The organism is Neobacillus sp. C211, assembly GCF_051842875.1.
Taxonomy (GTDB): domain Bacteria; phylum Bacillota; class Bacilli; order Bacillales; family Cytobacillaceae; genus Neobacillus.
In genome coordinates this window covers 136,978-157,984 of record NZ_JBPXRO010000006.1, presented here as the reverse complement: position 1 = coordinate 157,984, position 21,007 = coordinate 136,978, and the positions used below count along the sequence as shown (strand labels likewise).

Here is a 21,007-nt window from a genome sequence, read left to right as displayed (position 1 = left end):
TGTCCTATGGAGGGAAAACAGTTAAAGAGACGAATCTCTATAGCATCTAAAAGAGAGCCAGCGGATACGGTCATTAAAAATGGGAAAATTATCGATGTCTTTAATGGAGAAATTATTGAAGGAGACATTGCGATTGTTGATGGATACTTTGCCGGTATAGGTGATTATGAGGGGAATAGGGTGATTGATGCAAATGGCCGCTATATATCTCCTGCTTTTATCGATGGTCATGTTCATATTGAGTCCTCTATGGTCACACCAAATGAATTTGCAAAGGTTCTTCTTCCGCACGGGGTAACTACCATCATTGCAGACCCACATGAAATTGCCAATGTATTAGGTTCTGAGGGGATACAATACATGCTTGATTCCTCTGAAAACTTACCGTTTGACTTTTTCTTCATGCTTCCTTCATGTGTTCCTGCGACCGAATTTGAAAATTCCGGCGCTACTCTTAATGCAAAAGATCTAAGACCCTTTTATCAGCAGCCACGAGTCTTAGGATTAGCTGAAGTCATGAATTTCCCAGCAGTTCTAAAGGCTGAGGACGACATGCTTGAAAAAATCTTAACAGCAAAACAATCTGGCAAAAAAATTGACGGCCACGCGGCGGGGCTATCGGCCAATGATTTGAATGTGTATATGGCAGCAGGCATTCGAACAGATCATGAAAGTACAACAGCAATAGAAGCAAAAGAACGTCTCAGAAGAGGAATGTATTTAATGATTCGCGAAGGTACGGTGGCAAAAGACTTACAACAATTGATTCCCATCGTCAATGAGCGAAATGCAAGAAGATGTTTATTTGTAACGGATGATAAGCATTTAGACGATCTCATCCATGATGGCAGCATCGATCACAACGTAAGACTTGCTATCGCCTCAGGTCTCTCTTCCATCACTGCGATTCAAATGGCAACCATTAATGCAGCAGAATGCTTTGGGCTGGAGGCTAAGGGTGCGATCGCACCTGGATACAAAGCAGATTTCTTCCTGTTTGATGATCTTGAGAAAATTACTATTACAACCGTTTATAAAGATGGGATTGCCGTTGTCGAGAATGGACGTCTTATTATTGAATCACAGGACAATTCCTTGGTTGAAACAGACCGGTTAAGAAATTCTGTTCGTTTCCATGAATTAACGGAAAATCATTTCCAAATCCCATTAAAAACGAACAAAGCAAATATTATTGAAATTATCCCCAATAGTCTTGTAACGCGTCATATTATTGAAAAAGTTAATGCTTGTGATTCAGGGATATTTCAACCCTCTATCATAAAAGACCAATTAAAGCTGGCCGTGATTGAGCGCCATCATATGAAAAATCAAATTGGATTAGGGATTGTCAAAGGTTTAGGTTTAAAAACCGGTGCGATTGCAACCACCATTGCTCACGATTCCCATAATCTTATTATTGCCGGAACAACCGATTTGGATATGGTAGTTGCTTCCAAAGCGATCAAAGATATCCAAGGGGGTCTCGTTGTTGTCAATCAAGGCGAAGTGATTGCCTTATTAAGACTTTCCATCGCAGGGTTAATGTCAGATCGCCCGTATCAAGAGGTTTATTCGAGTCTAAATGAGATAAATCTTGCCCTCAAAAAACTAGGTGCACACGACCACTTCAACCCATTTTTAACGATTTCGTTTTTATCACTTCCTGTCATACCGGAACTAAAGCTAACTGATAAGGGTTTGTTCCAGATTAGTAAGTTTGAGCATATAGATCTCGACGCTTAGGAAATAATAAAATATCCAGCAAAGGTGCTGGATAGAAGAAAACACCCTGGTTTGAAAGGATGGGAAAATGAAGAAAAGTATATTTAATGAGGGTGATGAAGTAAATATTCGTTCTTCGGGTGAATCAGTAACAATCAATAAATCTCAATATGTAAAAAACATGAAAAGGTACTCTTACATTGTCAATGAACATCCGAATACCTTTTTCTTTGAAGAAGAACTAACAAAAGATTAAGCTATTTTTTTGCTGAGTTCTTTGTCATTGGAAATTATATCTTTAAATTCAAAGGAGAAATACCCCAAAATGTCGAAGATAAGGTAAAGGGGTTGTCCAATGAATAAAGCTGAATTATTAAAAAATCTACACTACGCCAGTCGGAGTAATTTATTTTCAATTGAGATTCCAAAGGCTGTTAAAGAAGATGAAAAGCTTATTGAAGGCTTGGTTAGAGAATTAGTACAAGACGGAAAAATAAAAATGAGAGAAGTTGTCCAACGAGACTGCTCCGTTTATTTATCCGGAATTATCAAGTATGCAACAAAGTAATCGGCTCTTTTGAGGGAATTCCCTCATAAAAACATCCCCTCGCAAATAATTCCGAGGGGATTTCTTTTTTAAACATCTTTTTACATTGCAACCGATTCTTGCTTTTCCACATTTTTATTATAGTAACGATTGAGAAAATGCCCATTTAACGAGGCAAGTATTTGCTGAAATAACATCCCAACCACTACTGGTACCGCAACTGCAGCTGGGAAGTAAGTAATAGCTATAACGGCCCCAGCACTGATATTTCTCATCCCGCCAGTGAATGTCAGCGAAATGACGTTGTCTCGTCCACCATTAAAAAATCGACCAATTAAAAATGAAAACAAGTAACCAGTCAGCGCAATCAAGAAGACCGTTAAGGTTATACTCACTAGTTTAAGGTTAAGCTCTCTTAAATAGGGTGCGACTACTGCCCCATTAAGCATGACCACAAATCCAAGGCTAATTTTTGAAAAAGGAGCAAGCCGTGTCCCTAATTGGTCTTTAATTTTCCCCTTTGTAACTTGGTTTAAGTACATCCCAATCAAGGAAGGAATGACTACCATTCCCAATAGACCTTTCATTATACTGATAAAGTCCATTTCAATTTTTTCACCTATAAATAACGATAGCGAATATGGAACAATGATTGGTGAAAGCAAGGTATCAATTAAAATGATCGATAAGACTAATGGAATGTTTCCTTTGTAAATGGCTACCCACATAAAGCTTGTCACTCCTGTTGGAATGACCATTCCCAAGACAAGTCCGGTAATCGTGTAAACATCACCAGAAAAAGCGACATGACCTACACCCCAGGCCCAAATTGGCATGAGAACATGAAGGATTGCCATTGCAATAAAAATTGGAAACGGATGAACGATTACCTCTTTTAATGAATGGAAATTGGAACTTAAACTCCCAGCGAAGGTCATAAAAGCAAAAATCCAAGGAATTAAATATGAAAAGTCCTTAAGATGGCCACTGAACAATACTCCAGTCAATACACCAACCGGGGTAATTAATGGCATGATTCTTTCTAGTTGTTTATTTATCTTTTGCAGCATATGCCTCTCCCCAAACACTTAAATTGTGTATACTCCATTATCAAGAATACCACATTTATTCAGCTTGGAGCTCAAGAATTTCGAGAACCTAAAAATATCCAAATACGCCTTTTTTATTAGTTTTTCAAATTTAAAAAGGATTTTCTCCAAGGGAAGGGTCGTCCTCTATAACAATGTCAGTATATGGTATATCTTCCTCAGGTGGTATGGAATTTACGTAAGATGATGATTCATTATTTTGGGAATCTGTCTGTTTTTCTGCACTAGTATGATTTTTTTCCATTTCCTCTTTTACAGTCTTCATTTTTGCTAGGTCCTCTTTTACTTGCTCAGTTATTTTCTTTGGTACAACATCTCTTCCATATGTGGCACCAATGTTTAGGGCACCACTCAGATGATTAATGCCAAGCTGGGCAAAGTTGTTGTTTTGCTCATATTTATCTAAATAAAGCTTATCTATATATAATGTGTTACAAATGGAATCTTGCTGCATAGTCACATCTTCTGTTTCCACCATTTTCTTTGTTAACTCATTACATTTTTCTATAAGATTATCCACTCTTTTAAGTAGCCCAGCTTGTACTTCATTAACTAGTAAATAATTATTTTCCAACGCAAGGACTCTCATTTTGATATGTGAATCAAATGATTCAACATCTGCTTCTTCCAGCTCGTCCCCATCACAGGGTGAGCCGATTACTGCTATTCCTTCTAATATCGATTGATTAATTCTCTCTTCCTTAGAGAAGCCGTTGAATTGATGGTTTTCTCGTTCCATTAGTTTCAAAATTAGACTTTCCAACGACCCTACTTTTTCTTGCATCATTTCTTGCTTTTTAATATGAGTAGCTAATTTTTCTGAAAGACGTCGTTCCACTAAATGTAGCAATCTTCCTTCCCTCTCCTGTTCTTCTTCCACGGACAAGGAAGTGGTCTGACTTGTATTTACGGATAATATTATTTCTCGAACAGATTGTTCAAACTTGTTTAGCCTCCCAGTCAGTTCATTAAGTTTTTTGTCACACAAATCACATTTCTGGGTTTTTTCAAAGTTTTCTAACGAAGGACCTTTTATTTGAGACTTTTTGTTTACCTCGTTTTTACGTTCAATCCAAGGATTCTCTTCTTTTTCTCCTCTGCCCATTCCAAGCATGAATGTCCGAACCTGTTTTTCAAACTTTAACAAATTTTTCATATGAACTTCAAGTGCATTTATTCTTAAAATCTGCTGTTCAAACTCATTCACATCATTCCTCGTTTTTTTACTATTTTGATTAAAAATCCCTTTCATAGACATAATAAATCCCCACAATTATTTATTTTTTCCCCACAGTATAAAGACCAATGAAAACCAGTAATTCTTCAAACAAGTAAGGTTATTCAATTGGTACTTGCTCTTCATTCCTAAATTGCCGTTTATATGCAACAATAAGAAGTCCATTATGAAATCTTGCCCGAATCTGATTTGGATACGTAGGTTCTGGGAGCTGAATCATTCGTTCAAAATCTCCCTGATATCTTTCATTCTGCACTAGCTCACCTTTATATGTCTGGTTGTTGTTTCCTTTTATTAATAGCTTTGTACCTGACACAGACAATTGAATATTTTCTTTCCCGTAACCGGCCAGATCCGATATCAACATAACCTCCTCATCTGTTATGTAGATATCTGTTGGTGGAAATGTTTTTGCTTGTCTAGGTTCTAAAGAAGAGTCACCGGCCTGCCAAAAATCTGACTTATTCTTCATAAATTCTTCAAGGGAGGACTGTCCTAATATCTCATTCCAAAAATCGGTATTCTGATATTTTTTTGCTAAATCCATCCATTGCAACATCTTATTCATATCCATGATGGATCCCCCTTGCGATGTATCGTAATGATTTAAATATTCCTAATAATGTCTCATCTATAGATAATCATATTTAATTTTTATTAATTCATTCATATAAAATCTTTAGAGCTTAACCGTAATAAATATCGTTATTCCCATCTTACATACTATCTAGATTAGCAGCTAACATAATTTCTACTAAAGTTGCATATCTTTACATACCCGGGAAGAAAAAAAGGAAGGATAATGATCTATGTTCTTTTTACCAACCAAGGTGAATATCGGCGCTTTTAAACTGAATAATATTGATCATTTAAGTTCAATATCATTTAGTTCCACTATTAAAAAAAACAGAAATGTAAGTGCCAAAAAAAATCAGGGGTTTGGGCAACAAATAGCAGATAATACCCTGAGGGTTTACTCAAAAGGTTCAGTCATAGATAATGATATCGAGGATTCTTACACAGTAAAATCAAATATTTAACCTGTATGAACTACTTAGGAGGTTTAACATGGCTGGTCCAGTCCCTTATATCAACATAAATATAAATATTATTAAAGTGAATTCCTTTGAGAATGCATCAGCTATAAATGTTGGTCAAAACCTTTTGGCTGAATGGCATAACTCAGACAAGAAAAATATGGGGTTAGGGCAAAATATGGGAGATGGAAGCAACTTTCTTGGTACGAGGAGCAGTGTTGATGATCGGGATCAGTTTGATTCCAATTCCTCTTTTGAAACAGCTAATCTGCCTAACCCCTTAGGAATGACACCATGACATTTGCGCCAGTTGTACTCAATATTTTAGGTATTAAGATTAATTCCATTGACCATGGAGCAGTTCTCAATCTTGGTCCAAGTCAGCACCTGGATCTATTTGTTTCATACAAACGGAACCAAGGAATTGGGGAACAGAATGGAGATTTATCCCCCACCATACAATCTCAATCCGGGGTATGGGATATGGATTTAATTGATAGCCCAACGGTCAAATCAAGTTTTTTATAGTATCTCTTTTAGGACCATTCTTGAGCTTATAGGATTTTATATTACAAATTGAGGTGTTTATATGGTATTTATCACTCCGACGGTCATAAATGTCCTGGGATTTAAAATTAATACTATTGATAATGGAGCTGTGGCGAATATGGGCTCTCTTCAATTAATCGACCAACTAGTGAGCTATAAACGGAACCAAGGAATTGGGGAACAAAATGGAGATCTATCCCCTGTAAATTTTCCAAGCGTTGCTTTATTTGATCCTGATGGCAGCGATAGTGCTACCGTTAAAAATAGTGTGGTTTAAAACATTCGAGCCTCCGAAAAAATCAAAAAGTTCTTCCTCAAGATACAAGAATACTAATCTTGTATGTTTTTATTTAATACCCTCTGGATGCAGGGGAAATTAAAGAATGTAGGACTAATAATAATAGCAACTGAGTTAATTCAGTTGCTCAGGCTGTCGAGAAACTTACGACAGCCTCTTATTTTCTACAATAACTTTAACCATTCACCGCGTTAATTTGAATTAGTTCCTGACAATCACCTTCTTCGTTTTATTGATAAATATATTGATCTTTCATTCCTCTTGAAAAGGTACGTCCTTATTATAGTGATGATAACGGACGCCCTTCCGATCCCACTATTCTATTTAAAATGATGTTTATTGGTTATATTTATGGCATCCGATCCGAGTGAGCCTAAAGTTGTCACAACGGACAATCATTTCGGTGATATGTATCACGTTTTATACAAAACTTTCCAGTAACCAATATTTCCAAAGATACATACCGTATATTGCCTTGTGTTTTAAATATGGAAGGAGCAGAGTACGAATGTATTTTTACTCATATCACTATCCAATCTATCCTCCATTGCCTGTTTACCCGCCTCAATTGATGGTGCATACATTCCCAAGGAGTTATCCGCCAGTAGATGTTAAAATATTTGAGGAGTCAGTCAAATCATTTCGGCAATTAATGGCTCAAGGAAGTATTTTGCTAGATCGCTTAGGGGATTTAGGTTTCGCTCGAAAAGTGATGAGTGCTGCCCAGCAAGGAAAAAAAGCGGATGTTGATCATTTAATCAGTACCGTCGGATTAAAAGTCCCTGTGATAACTACATTTACGCCAAGTGGCGTCATCTTCGAACTCACCACAAAACCAAACCAAAATAATCCTGCCAGCTGCTGCACTTTAAAGGTATCCATGAAATGGGGAATTTAATTGTTGAAAACGACTAAACGGATTTATATCTAGAGTAACAAACATGAATAAAGACGCTTCGGCTCCGAATCGTCTTTTTTGTATTAATTAGCATTTGCACTATATTTAATTTTTAAAGTTAATATTGTTACAGCTAAAATTAACGTTACAGCGTTTGCAACAATTATTGGAATATCGTTTACAAATAGTCCATACAACAGCCACATTAAAACTCCGCTAGTGAACAAGCTGTACATGACTAATGATATTCCTTCTGTATTTTTCTCTCTGATTGTTTTAATTGCCTGTGGCAGGAATGAAAGGGTGGTTAAAATAGCTGCAACATAGCCAAAAAGTGGAACGAGCTCCTGCATTCTTTTGTCTCCTTATCTCCATATATCGTTTAAAGTCCTTGAATCTAATTTTATTAAATTGGCTACTCCTCCCTCACTTTTTTTATCTACCAAAAAGAAAAGCGATGAAGCCATTTAATACATTGGTTTTCATCGTTCCCTTATACCTTTTTATGGACTTTAACTATCAAAAACTATAGTTCTTTCAAATTCCAAACAAAACTTTGAAAGTCTCCCTTTATTTCCACCAGAATAGCGAGTCCAACAAATGAGAGTTCATCCCCGCCAAATACTTGATCGGTAGCGTCAACTCGATATTGTTTTGAATGATCAATTCCCTTTAGCCTTAAAACTGCAGTTGGTGCAGCTGGTTTTGCCAAAACCCGGAAATAATAGACGATTGCTTCTGTCTTGTCCTTTCATTTTACCTTTAAAAAATACATAATATTAACTTGTTCTTTGTTTAATTATTTATTCATCATTCATTAAATCCCAATATTTATAGGTCTCTCAAAAACGAGAAAAGGGGCAAATGCCCTCAAGTTTTACTTCAGTATATATACCCTTGTTTCATAAGGTTTTAATGTGAAATTTCTCCGTAATTTCTTATCCACACCCTCATAATTATTAAGGACAAGGTCAGAAGTGGAATAAGATAAACTACCTGGGACGCGAAACCTTGTTGATTTTTCACTAAAATTGTTAATAACCAGTACTTTTTGTTTACCTAATCTGCGCGAATACACAAACAGTTTCGGATGATTCGCAGCTATTAAGTTGTAAGTGCCATAAACAAACACGGGATTCTCTTTTCTTAAGCGAATCAATTTTTTATAAAATGATAAAATCGAGTCAGGATCGTTTAATTGTGATTCTACATTTATTTCTGTGAAGTTTGGATTCACACCGAGCCATGTTTGATCGCCGGTAGTGAATCCACCCATGTTAGATGAGTCCCATTGCATCGGCGTCCGAGCATTGTCTCGCCCCTTTTCCCAAATGACCTTCATAATTTCATCATGGGAACGGCCTTTGGCAGTTTCAACATGATAATAGTTAATCATGCCAACATCGTTGTAATCATGAATAGACGGGAATTGGACGTTCGTCATCCCAATTTCCTGACCCTGGTAAATAAATGGAGTCCCTTTCATTAGGAAATATAGCGCCCCTAGCATTTTAGCACTCTCTTTCCAAAACTCCCGGTCATTTCCCCAGCTAGAAACCCGGCGCGGCTGATCATGGTTTTCAATAAATAAGGCATTCCATCCTCTGCCTTCCAAACCTGTCTGCCATTTGGTTAAAACCTTTTTTAATTTACGAACGTCAATGGATCCTTCTGCATCCTTATCCCATAAGTCTAAAAACTCGAATTGGAAAATCATATTGAAATAGCCGTTTTCTTCACCCACCCATTGATCAGCTTCATTAAGCCCGACGCCATTTGCCTCCCCAACGGTCATGATGTCATAGTTTTTAATGGTTTTTTGAGTGAATTCTGTGAGAAACTCATCAATTCCATCGACATTCATCATTTTAGGAAAGCAAGGGACGAAATCTAAACGATCTGGGTTAGGCATATCAGGGAATCCTGGTTCTTTTTTTATATGAGAGATTGCATCTACTCGGAAACCGTCGATTCCTTTTTCAAGCCACCAGTTAACCATATCGTATAATGCATCCCTTACCTCAGGGTTTTCCCAATTCAAATCAGGCTGACGTGCAGAGAAGATGTGCATGAAATACTGTTCTGTTTCTTTATCATATCTCCAAGCTGGCCCACTGAAAATCGACTCCCAATTGTTCGGTGCTTTTCCATCTTGGCCATCTCTCCAAATGTACCAGTCACGCTTCGGGTTGTCCTTAGAGGAGCGTGACTCAATAAACCAAGGGTGTTCATCGCTCGTATGATTGATGACTAAATCCAGGATTATTTTCATTCCACGGTGGTGAACTCCGTCAAGCAACTCATCAAAGTCTGCCATCGTTCCAAATTCATCCATAATATCCTGGTAATCTGAAATATCATAACCATTGTCGTCATTCGGTGATTTATACATCGGCGACAGCCAAATTACATCAATTCCTAGCTCTTTTAGGTAATCTAATTTGGCGGTTACACCTTTTAAATCACCAATCCCGTCCCCATTGCTGTCCATGAAACTTCGAGGATAGACTTGATAGGCGACACTTTCTTTCCACCACTTTTTGTTCACTTGTGCACCTCAGTTCGATCAACGACCACCCACCACTCTACACCGGCTTCTTCTCCTGTATTAAGTACTGCTTCAAGATTAACGGCAACTGTTATATTCTTCATCATTACACCCACCACATTTGGGAAACTGGCTCCTCAATTAAGATCGATTTTAAATTGGTTACTGCCCGATTGAACCCTTCGTTAATAGACATAATTGGGTCTTCATGTTCAATGCTGACCACATAATCATAGCCATAGGTTCTTAGTGCACTCATCATGTCGGACCATTCTTTCAGGCTATGTCCACAGCCAACCGAACGGAATGACCAAGCCCTCGTTTTCACTTCTCCATAGGGCTGCATATCCGTTAATCCATACATATTCACGTTTTCCTGATCAATGTATGTGTCTTTCGCATGAAAATGATGAATCGCATTTTCTTTTGCTAAAATTTTAATCGCTGCAACTGGATCAATTCCCTGCCACCATAGATGACTTGGGTCTAAGTTAGCGCCAATGGCATCACAGGTTTCCTCACGCAGCTTTAAGAGTGTATATGGTGTGTGGACTAAAAAACCTCCGTGTAGTTCAAGTCCTATTTTCACGTTGTGCTCCTTAGCAAATTGGCCAACTTCCTTCCAATAAGGAATCAGTTTTTCTTCCCATTGCCACTTTAATACGTCTCCATATTCATTAGGCCAAGGTGTTACAGGCCAATTTGGATATTTCGCCCCTTCATGATCTCCTGCTGTTCCTGAAAAACAGTTAACAACCGGCACATCGAGAAGCGAAGCAAGTTTAATAGTTTTCAAGAGTGTTTCATGCGAGTTGTTAGCAAATTCCTTTTCAGGAGAAATCGGGTTTCCATGGCAGCTGAATGCACTGATTACCAGTCCGCGTTCCTCAACCTTTTGGATATACTCACGTCTAGCCTCTTCACTTTCCAATAACCCATCTAAATCACAGTGGTTGTTTCCAGGATAGCATCCCGTTCCTATTTCAACTGCATGTAGTCCGGCTTCTTTAACTGTATCAAGCATTTCCTCGAATGATTTTTCAGCGAATAATACGGTAAAAACTCCAAGTCTCATAATGAATTCCCCTCTCTATAACTGCTCGCTCTTTATACGATTGATCCGTGATAGGTAACTTGTAGACATCAATAGAGAGATGGCGGCCCAATATGGTCCACCACCCTTTATATCTAACGGAAATTTATGATAGCTCGCTCACTTTAACAATTTGTTTTGTTTCACTTGATTGAAGTGCTGCTAAAATCACTTCGAGAGATTTTTTTCCTTCCTCACCAGGAACAGGTGTATCATGATTATGAATAACAGCATCCACAAAATGATTGATCACATGTGTTGTACGTTGGCCGCCCGAATCATTCGACTGAATTTTTCCAAGCTGATAATTTACGACTTCACCGTTGGCATATTGAACGACAAGTGAATTAGTTGGATCATCCTCTAACCGCAGAATGGCTTTTTCACCATATATAATGGTTGAATTATCTTCCTTACTGACATAAGCCCAGCTTGCTGCAAGTGTTCCGATAATCCCGCTTTCTGTTTTTAATACACAAACCGCATTGTCATCGACATCAGCAAAATCTTTGGCGCTTGTTTCAACAAAAGAACCAACCTCAGTAATTTCTTCACCTAGTACATACCGTAGTAAATCGGTCTTATGGACACCCAAATCGCCCATTGCACCTACGAATGCTTTTTCTTTTTCAAAAAACCAGCTTTCTTTCCCATCTACACTCCATCTCTCTGGACCGCCATGCCCGAAGGCTGTGCGGAAACTATAAATTTTGCCAATTTCCCCGCTTGCAATCAGCTGACGTGCTCTTTGATGGGAAGGTACAAAACGCTGATTATGACCAATCATTAACTTTTTGCCACTTTCTTTGGCCGCGGCGATCATTGCTTCGGCTTCTTTTTTAGAAGTAGCCATTGGTTTTTCACAAAGAACATGAAGACCTGCATTTAAGGCAGCAATCGAAATTGGGGCATGAAGATAGTTTGGTGTACAAACGCTGACTGCATCAACCGTTCCGCTTCTTAATAACTCTTCATAGTTTGTGTAAGCAGTGACTTCATATTTCTCTGCTATTTCTTTAACTCGGCTTTCATTGATATCACAAACTGCCACTAGCTCTACATTTTGGTTCGCTTTATATTCAGGTAAATGGCGATGCTGGGCAATACTGCCGCATCCGATTACTCCAACTTTTAACTTTTTCATTATTTTTGTCCCCCTTTAATTTGTTCTAGTGGTTTCGCATTTCCATAAATTGGCCGTTCACGTTTAACAGGCGCGGCCCATTTTACTGCATTGATAATCACGCGTTGAATTTGCTCGTTATGGTAGGTTGGATAGGTTTCGTGGCCCGGTCTGAAATAAAATACTTTCCCATTTCCACGTTTGTATGTACAGCCGCTGCGGAATACTTCGCCGCCTTCAAACCAGCTCGTAAAAATAAGCTCATCCGGCTGTGGGATATCAAAATGCTCCCCATACATTTCTTCTTTTTCTAATTCAATATATTCAGTGATTCCTTCTGTTATCGGATGGCTTGGACTCACAACCCAAAGTCGTTCTTTTTCATCAGCTTCCCGCCATTTTAAATCACAGCTGGTTCCCATTAATGTTTTAAAGATTTTTGAAAAATGGCCGGAGTGGAGAACAATCAGTCCCATTCCATCGAGAACACGCTGTTGAACTTTTTGAACGACTTCATCTTTCACTTCTCCATGTGCTAGATGTCCCCACCAAACTAATACATCGGTAGCAGCTAGTACTTCATCGGTTAAGCCATGTTCCGGCTCATCAAGAGTAGCCGTTCTTGTTACGATTCCTTCGGCCTGAAGGAATTGGGCAATCGCACCATGGATCCCGGTTGGATAAATATCTCGTACGACTGGATTTTTTTGTTCATGACGATTTTCATTCCATACAGTTACTTTTAACATGATGAACGACTCCTTTTAGTTGAATACTTTACAGTTAATTTTAGAGATTTATAGAATTTATGAAACGGCTTACATTGACACGAAGGGTGGAAAATATTGAACCTAATAATCCTTTGACGGTAAATTAAAAACAATTTTAGGTGACCATATCATTTAACTTTGGATTTATTTATTAGTCTCTCTTTTGCCAGCCATGCTCCTCCAATTACGCCTGCATTATTACCTAATGTAGCAATAACAATCTCTGCACCTTGCGCCACTCTTGGAAAAGTATATAAAACAAATTCCTCTTTCAAAGGTCCTAACAAAGTGTCGCCCGCTTTTGAAACGCCGCCTCCAATGACAATTTTTTCGGGATTTAATCCATTAGCTAAATTCGCCAGAGCCAATCCTAAATGGTATACAACCTGTTGAATGACTCGCTTGGCGAGTTCATCCCCTTCGTTTGCAGCATCAAAAACCAGCTTGGCCGATATAGTTTGATGTTTCTCGTAATAGTCTCTTATTTTACTAATATCATTGGTAGAATCTAATTTCTCTAGTGCTAATCGGGAAATTCCTGTTGCGGATGCTACAGTTTCTAAACATCCTGATTTCCCACAATTACAAGGTGAGCCGTTTCTAGGAACAGATGTAATATGACCAATTTCACCACCGGCTCCATTTACACCATGCACAATCTCACCATTGACGATAATCCCGCCTCCGACACCAGTTCCCAATGTTACACAGATTAAGTTTTTAGCTCCTTTGCCAGCACCCTTCCACATTTCACCGATTGCCGCAATATTAGCATCATTTTCTACAGCAACTGGCAAGGAAGTTTCCCGCTCGAGAATAGCTTGTAAAGGGAATTTCCTCCATCCCAAGTTTACAGCCACCTCAATGGAACCATCCACATTAACAGGACCTGGCGCTCCGATTCCGATACCGATTAGCCTATTTTTTGTTTGATTTAATTCGTTTAACTTTTGGTCAATCGTGCTTGCAATCGTTGTAGGAATATATCGGCCGCTTTCCCTTTTGTCAGTATCTATTTCCCAGCTATAAATGATATCGCCATTCAGACTGATAAATGCCATTTTAATCGTGGTTCCACCTAAATCCACACCAACTAACCATTTCGCATCCATATCCATTCACTCTTTTTCATCTTTAAATTTCTGATTTTTTCACATAATTAGCATTTGACTTAATTCTTCTATCATAAATAAAAAAAATTCCAAATTGTTTCCTTCAGCGTCCCCCAAAAATACACTAACTACTAGGAGTTTTCCATATTCCTATTGTTTCTACAGATTTCGGTGTTTTTCTTTCAAATAATTTATGCTGATTTCAATGCTTTCAAATGGTGTAAGGCGGCTTAAATCCTGTTCGACGACCCACCACTGAACACCTGCTTCTTCTCCCATATGCAATATTGCATCAAGGTCAACGCCGCCTGTACCAAGCTCCGCAAAAAATTGTTCTCCATCTGTCGTCATGTCTTTTAAATGAATGAGCGGGGTTCTCTTTTGATAACGATTGATCCACTCCACCGGCTTTTCGCCTGCTTTTGTCAGCCAATACACATCCAGCTCTGTATGCACATTGTCTGCCTTAGTATCATCAAAAATAGCTTCGAGCGCCGTTCTGCCATCAGACATACGATTAAGTTCAAAATCGTGATTGTGATAACAAATTGTGATGCCCTCCTGACGGCATGTTTCACCAACTTTATCTAATAAAGAGATAAGGGCTTTGTAGTCATCCTCGCTGCGACGATCTGGCATTATGTAAGGGCAGACAACATACTTACTTCCTAGTATTTTCTGATCTTCTATAACCCCGGCTAAATTATTCTCCAATTGTTCAAGTGGCACATGGCTCGCTGCTGCCTGAAGGCCAAGCTCATCCAATAACACTTTTACTTCTTTTGCAGGCAATCCACCATACCCGGCAAATTCAACACCATCGAAGCCAAGCTCTGCCACCTTTTTTAAAGTGCCAGCAAAATCTTGCGCGCTTTCTTCCCGCAATGTATACATTTGTACAGCTACTGGAATTTTGATCATCCTTATCCCCCCACTTTCTTGGAACATTACTTATTTGATTACATCTTATATTGTATATCTACAAATAAACATAGATGATATAATTAAAACATCTACTATTTTGCTATTTTTCTATTTTGTTAGAATAGAGGGAGCTTATGACGACGAACATATTTTTTTGCGGCTATTCCTTTCACACAAATGGATATCATTCTCAACATAAATCCGGATACCCTTCGTATCTTTTCAGACTGCAAACAGAAGGTCTCTGCGAAGTAGTCGTGAAGGGGAGAAAAATGGAACTCGCGAAAGGAGACCTACTGCTCATTAAACCTGGGGATCACTATGAACTGCTTGTCAAAGAGGGGCAAAACAGCGGAGATTATCACTTAGTTTGTGAAGGCGCGTGGATGGACGAATGGTGGAGCCGTTCTGAAAAGCCGGATGTTTCCCGAATCGATTTGGATGAAAAGCTGTTGACCTTATGGCGCCAGATCATGATTGAAAAACGCCGTCCATCATCCAGCCAAAACGAAGAGCTCTCCGGCTATTTGCTGCGAGCGCTCTGTTTATCTCTGGAACGGGCTATCAGCGAAGCCGGCCGATCCTTCAGTCACCCGTATACGGTGACACGGATGATGCGTTACATTGAGGAGCATGCCACGATCGCCTTTAAAGTGGAGGATGTGGCGCAGCATGCTGGGCTCAGCGTCTCAAGGTCCGTTCATTTATTCAAAAGCAGCGTTGGGAAAACGATGATGGAATACGCGCAGGCAATCCGCTTATCCTCGGCCATTGAGCGGATGAAATACACTACACTGACACTTGAACAGATTGCTGAAGACTGCGGATTCGGAACCTATCCTTACTTTCATAAGGTATTTAAAAAGAAATACGGCGTTGCTCCTGGTGCGTACAGGCGGATAGAATATTAGATTACATGTTTGCCTTATACATGAATGTTTTAATAAAATTAGAAAAGCTAGAAATCACTGAGTTTCCCACTTACATCAGTATTTCTAGCTTTTCTATTATTTGATACAATCCACATTTATATATCTAAAATAGGATTTTCCCGTCCATTACCCTATCAAAGTCTTTGACGACTTCGTTTGTCTCTGCTGATTTAAAAATCGTTTCCATCAATTGTAAGACACGCAAAACTTCCTCATTTTTGATGATTGGTTCTGCTTTTCCTTCTACTACAGAAATCACATTGTCATAAAAGCTTTCCATCGTCTTATCTACTTTCGGTAAATCCGATGTACTGACAGCTTTTTCAGACGGAGGTGCCATCGTTTTCGTCAACCCTTGCCCGGCTTTAATCGGTTTCGGAGCTTCTACCTCCACTCCCCGATTTTGCGTCACGATTTTACCGTTAATATCCCAATCATGGATGACTGCCGTTCCTGTTGTTCCTTTTGCGTACCACCGCGGCAGTTGAATGAAGTTTGTTGTTCCCACTTCCACTAAAGAGGTGATGCCGTTTTCAAACGTGATAAACACTTGAAAACCATCGTCTACTTCGTTCCCTAAAATATAACTTAAATTGGCATAGACACTCGTAATCTTACTGTCGATCATAAATAGCAGTTGATCTAGTAAATGGACACCCCAGTCCAGCAGCATCCCCCCGCCATAAGCCTTCTGATGGCGCCAGTCTCCCGGAATCCCGTTTGCTCCTTGTACCCGTGATTCAATATGAAAGACATCTCCGATAATCAGTTCATCGTATACTTTTTTTATCGTTAGAAAGTCTTCATCCCATCTGCGGTTTTGGTGCACAATAAACGCTCTGTCATTCATTTTTGCAGCCTGCATAATTTCGATTAACTCTTCACTGTAAATAGTGACAGGCTTTTCACAAATTACATGCTTTTTGGCGTTTAAGGCTGCGACTGCGATTTCTTTATGCACATCGTTTGGAGTGGCAATAAGAACAAAATCAACAGAATCGTCGGCTAAAACAGCAGCTAAACTTTCATATACCTTGTATCCATCAGCCAAGGAAGCGGCTCTTCTTTCCTCCAGAATATCATAGGTTCCAACGACATTTATGTTTTGGTTTTCTTTGAGCAGCTTTCCATGATAGCTTCCCATACCACCGTAACCAACTATAACTAAATGATAGTTTCTATTCGTCATTTTTATATCTCCTTTTTTTGCCATCATTTTCTCTATAGGTTTTCTTTAATTCTCACTTCTGCTTTTTTAAAACATTACTTATTTGATTACATCTTATATCTTGGATATGCAAATAAACATAGATAATATAATTGAAATATCTATTATTTTGCTATTTTTCATTCTAGAAAGATCTTCATTTTCATTTACTTCATATTCTTTGCGCAATTAAATTTCATTATCTTATATTCATTTTTAAGTGTAAACGTTTACATTTTAGCGATTTTACAACGTTGAGTGAAAGTAATAAATCCATCATTTTCACTCAACGTTACAAAAAATTGAATCTTACTATAAGGAACGGACAGTGTCACGTTCAACAATTTGATGGGGAAAAATCTGATTCACGGTAACAGAGGGATCCAATAATAACTGAACGGAGGACCTTCCCATTTCGTATAATGGCTGCGCTACCGTCGTAAGTGGCGGAATCGCCTTTTCAGCCGTTGGAGTGTTATCAAACCCAATAAGCGATAGTTTTTCTGGAACTCTGATTCCTTGTTTATATAAAAAAGATAATGCACCTGCAGCCATTTCATCACTTGCACAAAATACCCCTGTAATGGACGGATCGTTGTTTAATAATTGATCCATACATTCTATTCCACTTTTAAAATGATAATCGCCGTGCGTAATCTTTTCATTGGTTACTTTTATACCAGCGTCATTTAACGCATCTGTAAATCCTTTTACACGTGGAATGGTCGTTACGGCATCTTCTTTTGTTCCTGCAATCATCCCAATACGAGAATGACCCTTTTTAATTAGATAGGCTGCAGCATCATATGAAGCTTGATAATCATCCACTTTTAAAAAACGTATAGGATAGTTTGTTTGGGTTGCGACTAATACTACCGGTATCTTCATCATTTCTATCTGTTTATATTCATCAGGCGTAATCGTGCCACTCACCATAATAATTCCATCTACACGTTTTTCATACAAAGTTTGTAAATAATCCCTTGTACGATAGTTTGTTTTACAGATCATCACAGTATAACCAAGCTCATGAGCACGTTCCTCAATCCCTGCAAGAACCTCATTTGCAAATAGATGTGATACATCGGGGACAAGGACGCCAATTGTTTTTGTTTCACGATTAATCAAACCCCGGGCAACAGCGTTAGGCTGATAGCCAATCGATTCAATCACTTGTTCTACCCGCTGTTTCGTTTCTTCAGAGTAGCCTGGCAGGTTATTTAAAATACGAGAAACAGTCGCGACAGATACCCCTGCTTGTTTTGCTACATCTTTAATAGTAACCATTATCTATCACCAACTTTCCACGTAAACGTTTTACTAATAAACATTACCATATGTATAAAACTACTTCAACATCCTTTCACTCCTCTTCATTTCTATGTTTTTGTAGGATGAAATTCTAAAGCATTGCCTAAAAATTCAAAAAGAGAAGCAATGAAACTCTACCGCCATTCCTGCTAGTGAATGAAGCAATCCATTTTTCATTTCTTCTCTTTTACTAAAATCGAAATCTTTTACGGAAGTCCCTTCATCATTAACCTTTATTGGCCCCTGCTTTCAGTCCTTCTGTAAGATGACCCTGGAATATAAGGAATAAAATCGTAATTGGTACAGCGACTAACACCGCACCGGCAGCAAAGTTAGTAAACTCTGTATTACCCCGGCCTGTTACCATCTCGAATAGCCCAACAGCCAATGTTTTCTTTTCATCAGAACGTAAAACAAGCTTTGCAAAAATAAAGTCCATCCACGGCCCGATAAAGTTTGTAACAGCCACAAACACTAGAATAGGTTTTGAGAGTGGCATCATAATTTTATAGAAAATCGTCATATGGCTGGCACCGTCAATTTTTGCTGCTTCTTCAAGACTTTTTGGGAAGCCGTCAAAGTATCCCTTCACAAGCCACGCACCAAATGGAATCGATCCTCCGGAATAAAGGAGAATGAGTCCCCAATGGTTGTCGAGTAAATTCATTTGCAGTAATAGGATATAGATAGCAATCATGCCCATAAAGCCAGGAAACATTTGCAAAACAAGCATGGTCATTAAGCCTTGTTTTCTTCCGGGAAAACGAAATCTGGAAAAAGCATAGGCTGCTGTTACGACTAGAAGCGTAGACAATATCATATTCGCGAATGCAATTTTCAACGTATTTTTATACCATAATAGATAATCCGTTTCTTTAAATAGATATTGATAATGTACAAATGACAAAGACTCAGGAATTAAACGAGTAGAGAATAAAGAGTTTCCTGGGTTCATAGAACCAGTTAGAATCCAAATTACAGGGTATAAAATAAATACCGTTGTTATGATTAAAATGGTATAAATAATGGTATGACTAATTTTCTTTTTAAAGCTTAAACCCATCATGACATCATATCCTCCTCTTTAAAGGCTTTTGTTCTTTTAAAGTTCCAAATGGAGAATGTAGCAATCACAACGAAAATCAATATGGAGATGACAGAAGCCATTGCAAATTGATTATTGTCCAGTGTCAGTTTATAAATCCAGCTTATCAAAATGTCTGTCGATCCTGCATAGCTATAATCCACATTGACAGGTCCGCCTTCTGTCATTAAATAAATAATGTTAAAGTTATTAAAATTTCCCGCAAAAGACATGATCGCAAGTGGTGCAGTCGCAAACATCATCAATGGCATGGTAATTTTCCAAAATTTTTGTACGGGTGATGCACCATCCACATCAGCCGCTTCATATATTTCTTTATCAATACTTGTTAGGACCCCGCTCATTAATACCATCCAGAATGGAAAGCCAAACCACATATTAACAACAACAAGTGTCATTTTCGCCCATAATGGATCTGATAACCAAGGGATTGCATGCTGAATCACACCCAAGTCCATTAAATAACGATTTAAAGGACCAAATTCACCATTAAAAATGTTTCTCATGATTAAAATCGAAACAAACTGCGGAATCGCCCATGGCAGGATAAAAATGCTTCGCCAAAACTTTTTCAATTTAATTCCTTGCTGGTTAAGTAATACAGCGAAAAAAAGTCCTAAGAATAAAGTGGTAACAGTTGAAAGAATGGCCCAAACAACGGTCCATGAAAACACACCATAAAAAGTAGCACTCCATGTTTTCATTTGAAACAACTGAATAAAGGTATCAAATCCTACCCAATCCACTAAGTGCTTTGGCGGCAAGTGATTGGGTGCAGAATAATTGGTAAAAGCTATTAAAATACCAAATAACAATGGAAGAATGGTTAGAAAAGCTGTAAATAGAACAGAGGGTGTTAACAAAATATAAGGAAACCCATTTTCCCATATATTTTTAAACATCTCTTTTGTGTTATTAGGTTTAATTCCTTTTTCATTTTTAACGGCAACCTTATAGGCATCCCGAATATTTAAATAATAGAACCATAGGAAGAGCAGGAATGAAATTAAAAATATGATTCCGTCAATTAATAAGAAAATGGAATGGTCTCCCGGAACGATTTTAAACCCGTCCCGATGCTGAGGTGTTTCCCCTAATGTTGTAAGCCCCCACATAGCCCATTGGAAAGGGACCGTCCAAAAAATAAGCAGATACAATTCCAGTGCTAAAAAGCTCAATCCTTTTACAATTTGTCGATTATACAGCTGTCCAAGTCCCATAAATAATCCGGAAAGTATAGCAGACATTCTAGGCTTTGTCAGGAATGGTTTTTTAGCTGGTTGCGGTGATTTTCTAATCTTTGATCCATGTTTTTGCGGGTTAGGCAGTTGGTCATCTACATATTTTCGAGCTGTCGAACTCATATTTCATCCTCCTTTTGAAATGAGAGGCCGGACTCTTAAGACGTCACCCCCTTAAACCAACAAAATAGATAGTTTTCTCTCAAAAGAGCATTCTATATATTTTATTATCGGGGAGACTTAC

Annotated in this window: 23 protein-coding genes and 2 pseudogenes; 10 read left to right on the top strand and 15 right to left on the bottom strand. The window is 38.4% G+C overall.

Going from position 1 to position 21,007, the window contains the following annotated elements; translation table 11 throughout:
• The first annotated feature begins 6 nt into the window (after positions 1 to 6).
• The 3 genes from ade to ACSU6B_RS08360 all read left to right on the top strand — a co-directional run bounded on the left by ade (position 7) and on the right by ACSU6B_RS08360 (position 2,290).
• Positions 7 to 1,743 (top strand): adenine deaminase, encoded by a 1,737-nt coding sequence (gene ade / locus ACSU6B_RS08370; protein ID WP_410884284.1) that lies wholly within the window; start codon positions 7 to 9, stop codon positions 1,741 to 1,743.
• A gap of 67 nt (positions 1,744 to 1,810) precedes the next feature.
• Positions 1,811 to 1,978 (top strand): hypothetical protein, encoded by a 168-nt coding sequence (locus ACSU6B_RS08365; RefSeq protein ID WP_168242104.1) that lies wholly within the window; start codon positions 1,811 to 1,813, stop codon positions 1,976 to 1,978.
• Between the two features lie 99 nt (positions 1,979 to 2,077).
• Positions 2,078 to 2,290, top strand: coding sequence for a hypothetical protein (locus ACSU6B_RS08360; RefSeq protein WP_215002755.1), 213 nt, complete (start codon positions 2,078 to 2,080; stop codon positions 2,288 to 2,290).
• A gap of 80 nt (positions 2,291 to 2,370) precedes the next feature.
• Here ACSU6B_RS08360 and ACSU6B_RS08355 read toward each other — a convergent pair whose 3' ends face one another.
• The 3 genes from ACSU6B_RS08355 to ACSU6B_RS08345 all read right to left on the bottom strand — a co-directional run bounded on the left by ACSU6B_RS08355 (position 2,371) and on the right by ACSU6B_RS08345 (position 5,189).
• The gene (locus ACSU6B_RS08355; protein WP_410884281.1) at positions 2,371 to 3,339 is read right to left on the bottom strand and encodes a bile acid:sodium symporter family protein; all 969 of its coding nucleotides are present in this window, start codon (positions 3,337 to 3,339) and stop codon (positions 2,371 to 2,373) included.
• Positions 3,340 to 3,469: 130 nt separating this feature from the next.
• Positions 3,470 to 4,636 (bottom strand): hypothetical protein, encoded by a 1,167-nt coding sequence (locus ACSU6B_RS08350; RefSeq protein WP_410884280.1) that lies wholly within the window; start codon positions 4,634 to 4,636, stop codon positions 3,470 to 3,472.
• 79 nt (positions 4,637 to 4,715) lie between these two features.
• Positions 4,716 to 5,189: an Hsp20/alpha crystallin family protein gene (locus tag ACSU6B_RS08345; protein ID WP_410884278.1), complete on the bottom strand. Its 474-nt coding sequence runs from the start codon at positions 5,187 to 5,189 to the stop codon at positions 4,716 to 4,718.
• 235 nt (positions 5,190 to 5,424) lie between these two features.
• Between ACSU6B_RS08345 and ACSU6B_RS08340 the strand changes: the two genes are divergently transcribed.
• The 6 genes and pseudogenes from ACSU6B_RS08340 (at position 5,425) to ACSU6B_RS08315 (ending at position 7,397) form a co-directional block, all read left to right on the top strand.
• On the top strand, positions 5,425 to 5,655 hold the full coding sequence (locus ACSU6B_RS08340) for a hypothetical protein (protein WP_215002750.1): 231 nt from the start codon (positions 5,425 to 5,427) through the stop codon (positions 5,653 to 5,655).
• A gap of 28 nt (positions 5,656 to 5,683) precedes the next feature.
• Entirely contained in the window at positions 5,684 to 5,950 is a 267-nt protein-coding gene (locus tag ACSU6B_RS08335; RefSeq protein ID WP_215002748.1) for a hypothetical protein, read from the top strand.
• Complete coding sequence (locus ACSU6B_RS08330) at positions 5,947 to 6,180, top strand: hypothetical protein (protein ID WP_215002746.1); 234 nt, start codon at positions 5,947 to 5,949, stop codon at positions 6,178 to 6,180. The genes ACSU6B_RS08335 and ACSU6B_RS08330 overlap by 4 nt, the downstream gene beginning before the upstream one ends.
• 61 nt (positions 6,181 to 6,241) lie before the next feature.
• The gene (locus ACSU6B_RS08325; protein ID WP_410884276.1) at positions 6,242 to 6,478 is read left to right on the top strand and encodes a hypothetical protein; all 237 of its coding nucleotides are present in this window, start codon (positions 6,242 to 6,244) and stop codon (positions 6,476 to 6,478) included.
• A gap of 219 nt (positions 6,479 to 6,697) precedes the next feature.
• Positions 6,698 to 6,867 (top strand): annotated as a pseudogene (locus tag ACSU6B_RS08320) (IS5/IS1182 family transposase); the annotation flags it as partial.
• A gap of 140 nt (positions 6,868 to 7,007) precedes the next feature.
• Positions 7,008 to 7,397: a hypothetical protein gene (locus ACSU6B_RS08315; protein WP_410884274.1), complete on the top strand. Its 390-nt coding sequence runs from the start codon at positions 7,008 to 7,010 to the stop codon at positions 7,395 to 7,397.
• Between the two features lie 83 nt (positions 7,398 to 7,480).
• Here ACSU6B_RS08315 and ACSU6B_RS08310 read toward each other — a convergent pair whose 3' ends face one another.
• The 8 genes and pseudogenes from ACSU6B_RS08310 to ACSU6B_RS08275 all read right to left on the bottom strand — a co-directional run bounded on the left by ACSU6B_RS08310 (position 7,481) and on the right by ACSU6B_RS08275 (position 14,964).
• Positions 7,481 to 7,750, bottom strand: coding sequence for a SemiSWEET transporter (locus ACSU6B_RS08310; RefSeq protein WP_214998875.1), 270 nt, complete (start codon positions 7,748 to 7,750; stop codon positions 7,481 to 7,483).
• A gap of 173 nt (positions 7,751 to 7,923) precedes the next feature.
• Positions 7,924 to 8,136: pseudogene (locus ACSU6B_RS08305) on the bottom strand (GH36 C-terminal domain-containing protein); the annotation flags it as partial.
• Positions 8,137 to 8,274: 138 nt separating this feature from the next.
• Positions 8,275 to 9,945, bottom strand: coding sequence for a glycoside hydrolase family 13 protein (locus ACSU6B_RS08300; RefSeq protein WP_410884271.1), 1,671 nt, complete (start codon positions 9,943 to 9,945; stop codon positions 8,275 to 8,277).
• Positions 9,946 to 10,051: 106 nt separating this feature from the next.
• Positions 10,052 to 11,020 (bottom strand): sugar phosphate isomerase/epimerase family protein, encoded by a 969-nt coding sequence (locus ACSU6B_RS08295; protein ID WP_410884269.1) that lies wholly within the window; start codon positions 11,018 to 11,020, stop codon positions 10,052 to 10,054.
• A 124-nt stretch (positions 11,021 to 11,144) separates the two neighbouring features.
• Complete coding sequence (locus ACSU6B_RS08290) at positions 11,145 to 12,182, bottom strand: Gfo/Idh/MocA family protein (RefSeq protein ID WP_410884267.1); 1,038 nt, start codon at positions 12,180 to 12,182, stop codon at positions 11,145 to 11,147.
• Positions 12,182 to 12,910 (bottom strand): ThuA domain-containing protein, encoded by a 729-nt coding sequence (locus ACSU6B_RS08285; RefSeq protein WP_410884265.1) that lies wholly within the window; start codon positions 12,908 to 12,910, stop codon positions 12,182 to 12,184. Before ACSU6B_RS08285 ends, ACSU6B_RS08290 begins: the two co-directional genes overlap by 1 nt.
• Before the next feature lie 149 nt (positions 12,911 to 13,059).
• Entirely contained in the window at positions 13,060 to 14,043 is a 984-nt protein-coding gene (locus ACSU6B_RS08280; protein ID WP_410884263.1) for an ROK family glucokinase, read from the bottom strand.
• Positions 14,044 to 14,202: 159 nt separating this feature from the next.
• Positions 14,203 to 14,964, bottom strand: coding sequence for a sugar phosphate isomerase/epimerase family protein (locus ACSU6B_RS08275; RefSeq protein ID WP_410884261.1), 762 nt, complete (start codon positions 14,962 to 14,964; stop codon positions 14,203 to 14,205).
• A gap of 137 nt (positions 14,965 to 15,101) precedes the next feature.
• On the opposite strand from ACSU6B_RS08275, the gene ACSU6B_RS08270 reads away from it, so the two are divergent.
• Positions 15,102 to 15,878 (top strand): AraC family transcriptional regulator, encoded by a 777-nt coding sequence (locus tag ACSU6B_RS08270; protein ID WP_214998895.1) that lies wholly within the window; start codon positions 15,102 to 15,104, stop codon positions 15,876 to 15,878.
• A 124-nt stretch (positions 15,879 to 16,002) separates the two neighbouring features.
• Here the strand turns inward: ACSU6B_RS08270 and ACSU6B_RS08265 are convergent, their stop codons facing one another.
• The 4 genes from ACSU6B_RS08265 to ACSU6B_RS08250 all read right to left on the bottom strand — a co-directional run bounded on the left by ACSU6B_RS08265 (position 16,003) and on the right by ACSU6B_RS08250 (position 20,886).
• On the bottom strand, positions 16,003 to 17,088 hold the full coding sequence (locus ACSU6B_RS08265; protein WP_410884259.1) for a Gfo/Idh/MocA family protein: 1,086 nt from the start codon (positions 17,086 to 17,088) through the stop codon (positions 16,003 to 16,005).
• Between the two features lie 330 nt (positions 17,089 to 17,418).
• A complete protein-coding gene (locus ACSU6B_RS08260) occupies positions 17,419 to 18,393 on the bottom strand; it encodes a LacI family DNA-binding transcriptional regulator (protein ID WP_410884257.1) in 975 nt (324 codons plus the stop codon).
• A 250-nt stretch (positions 18,394 to 18,643) separates the two neighbouring features.
• The gene (locus ACSU6B_RS08255; protein WP_410884373.1) at positions 18,644 to 19,480 is read right to left on the bottom strand and encodes a sugar ABC transporter permease; all 837 of its coding nucleotides are present in this window, start codon (positions 19,478 to 19,480) and stop codon (positions 18,644 to 18,646) included.
• Positions 19,480 to 20,886 carry a carbohydrate ABC transporter permease gene (locus ACSU6B_RS08250; protein ID WP_410884255.1) on the bottom strand — a complete coding sequence of 469 codons (1,407 nt, stop codon included), beginning with the start codon at positions 20,884 to 20,886 and terminating at the stop codon, positions 19,480 to 19,482. Before ACSU6B_RS08250 ends, ACSU6B_RS08255 begins: the two co-directional genes overlap by 1 nt.
• Between the last annotated feature and the right edge of the window lie 121 nt (positions 20,887 to 21,007).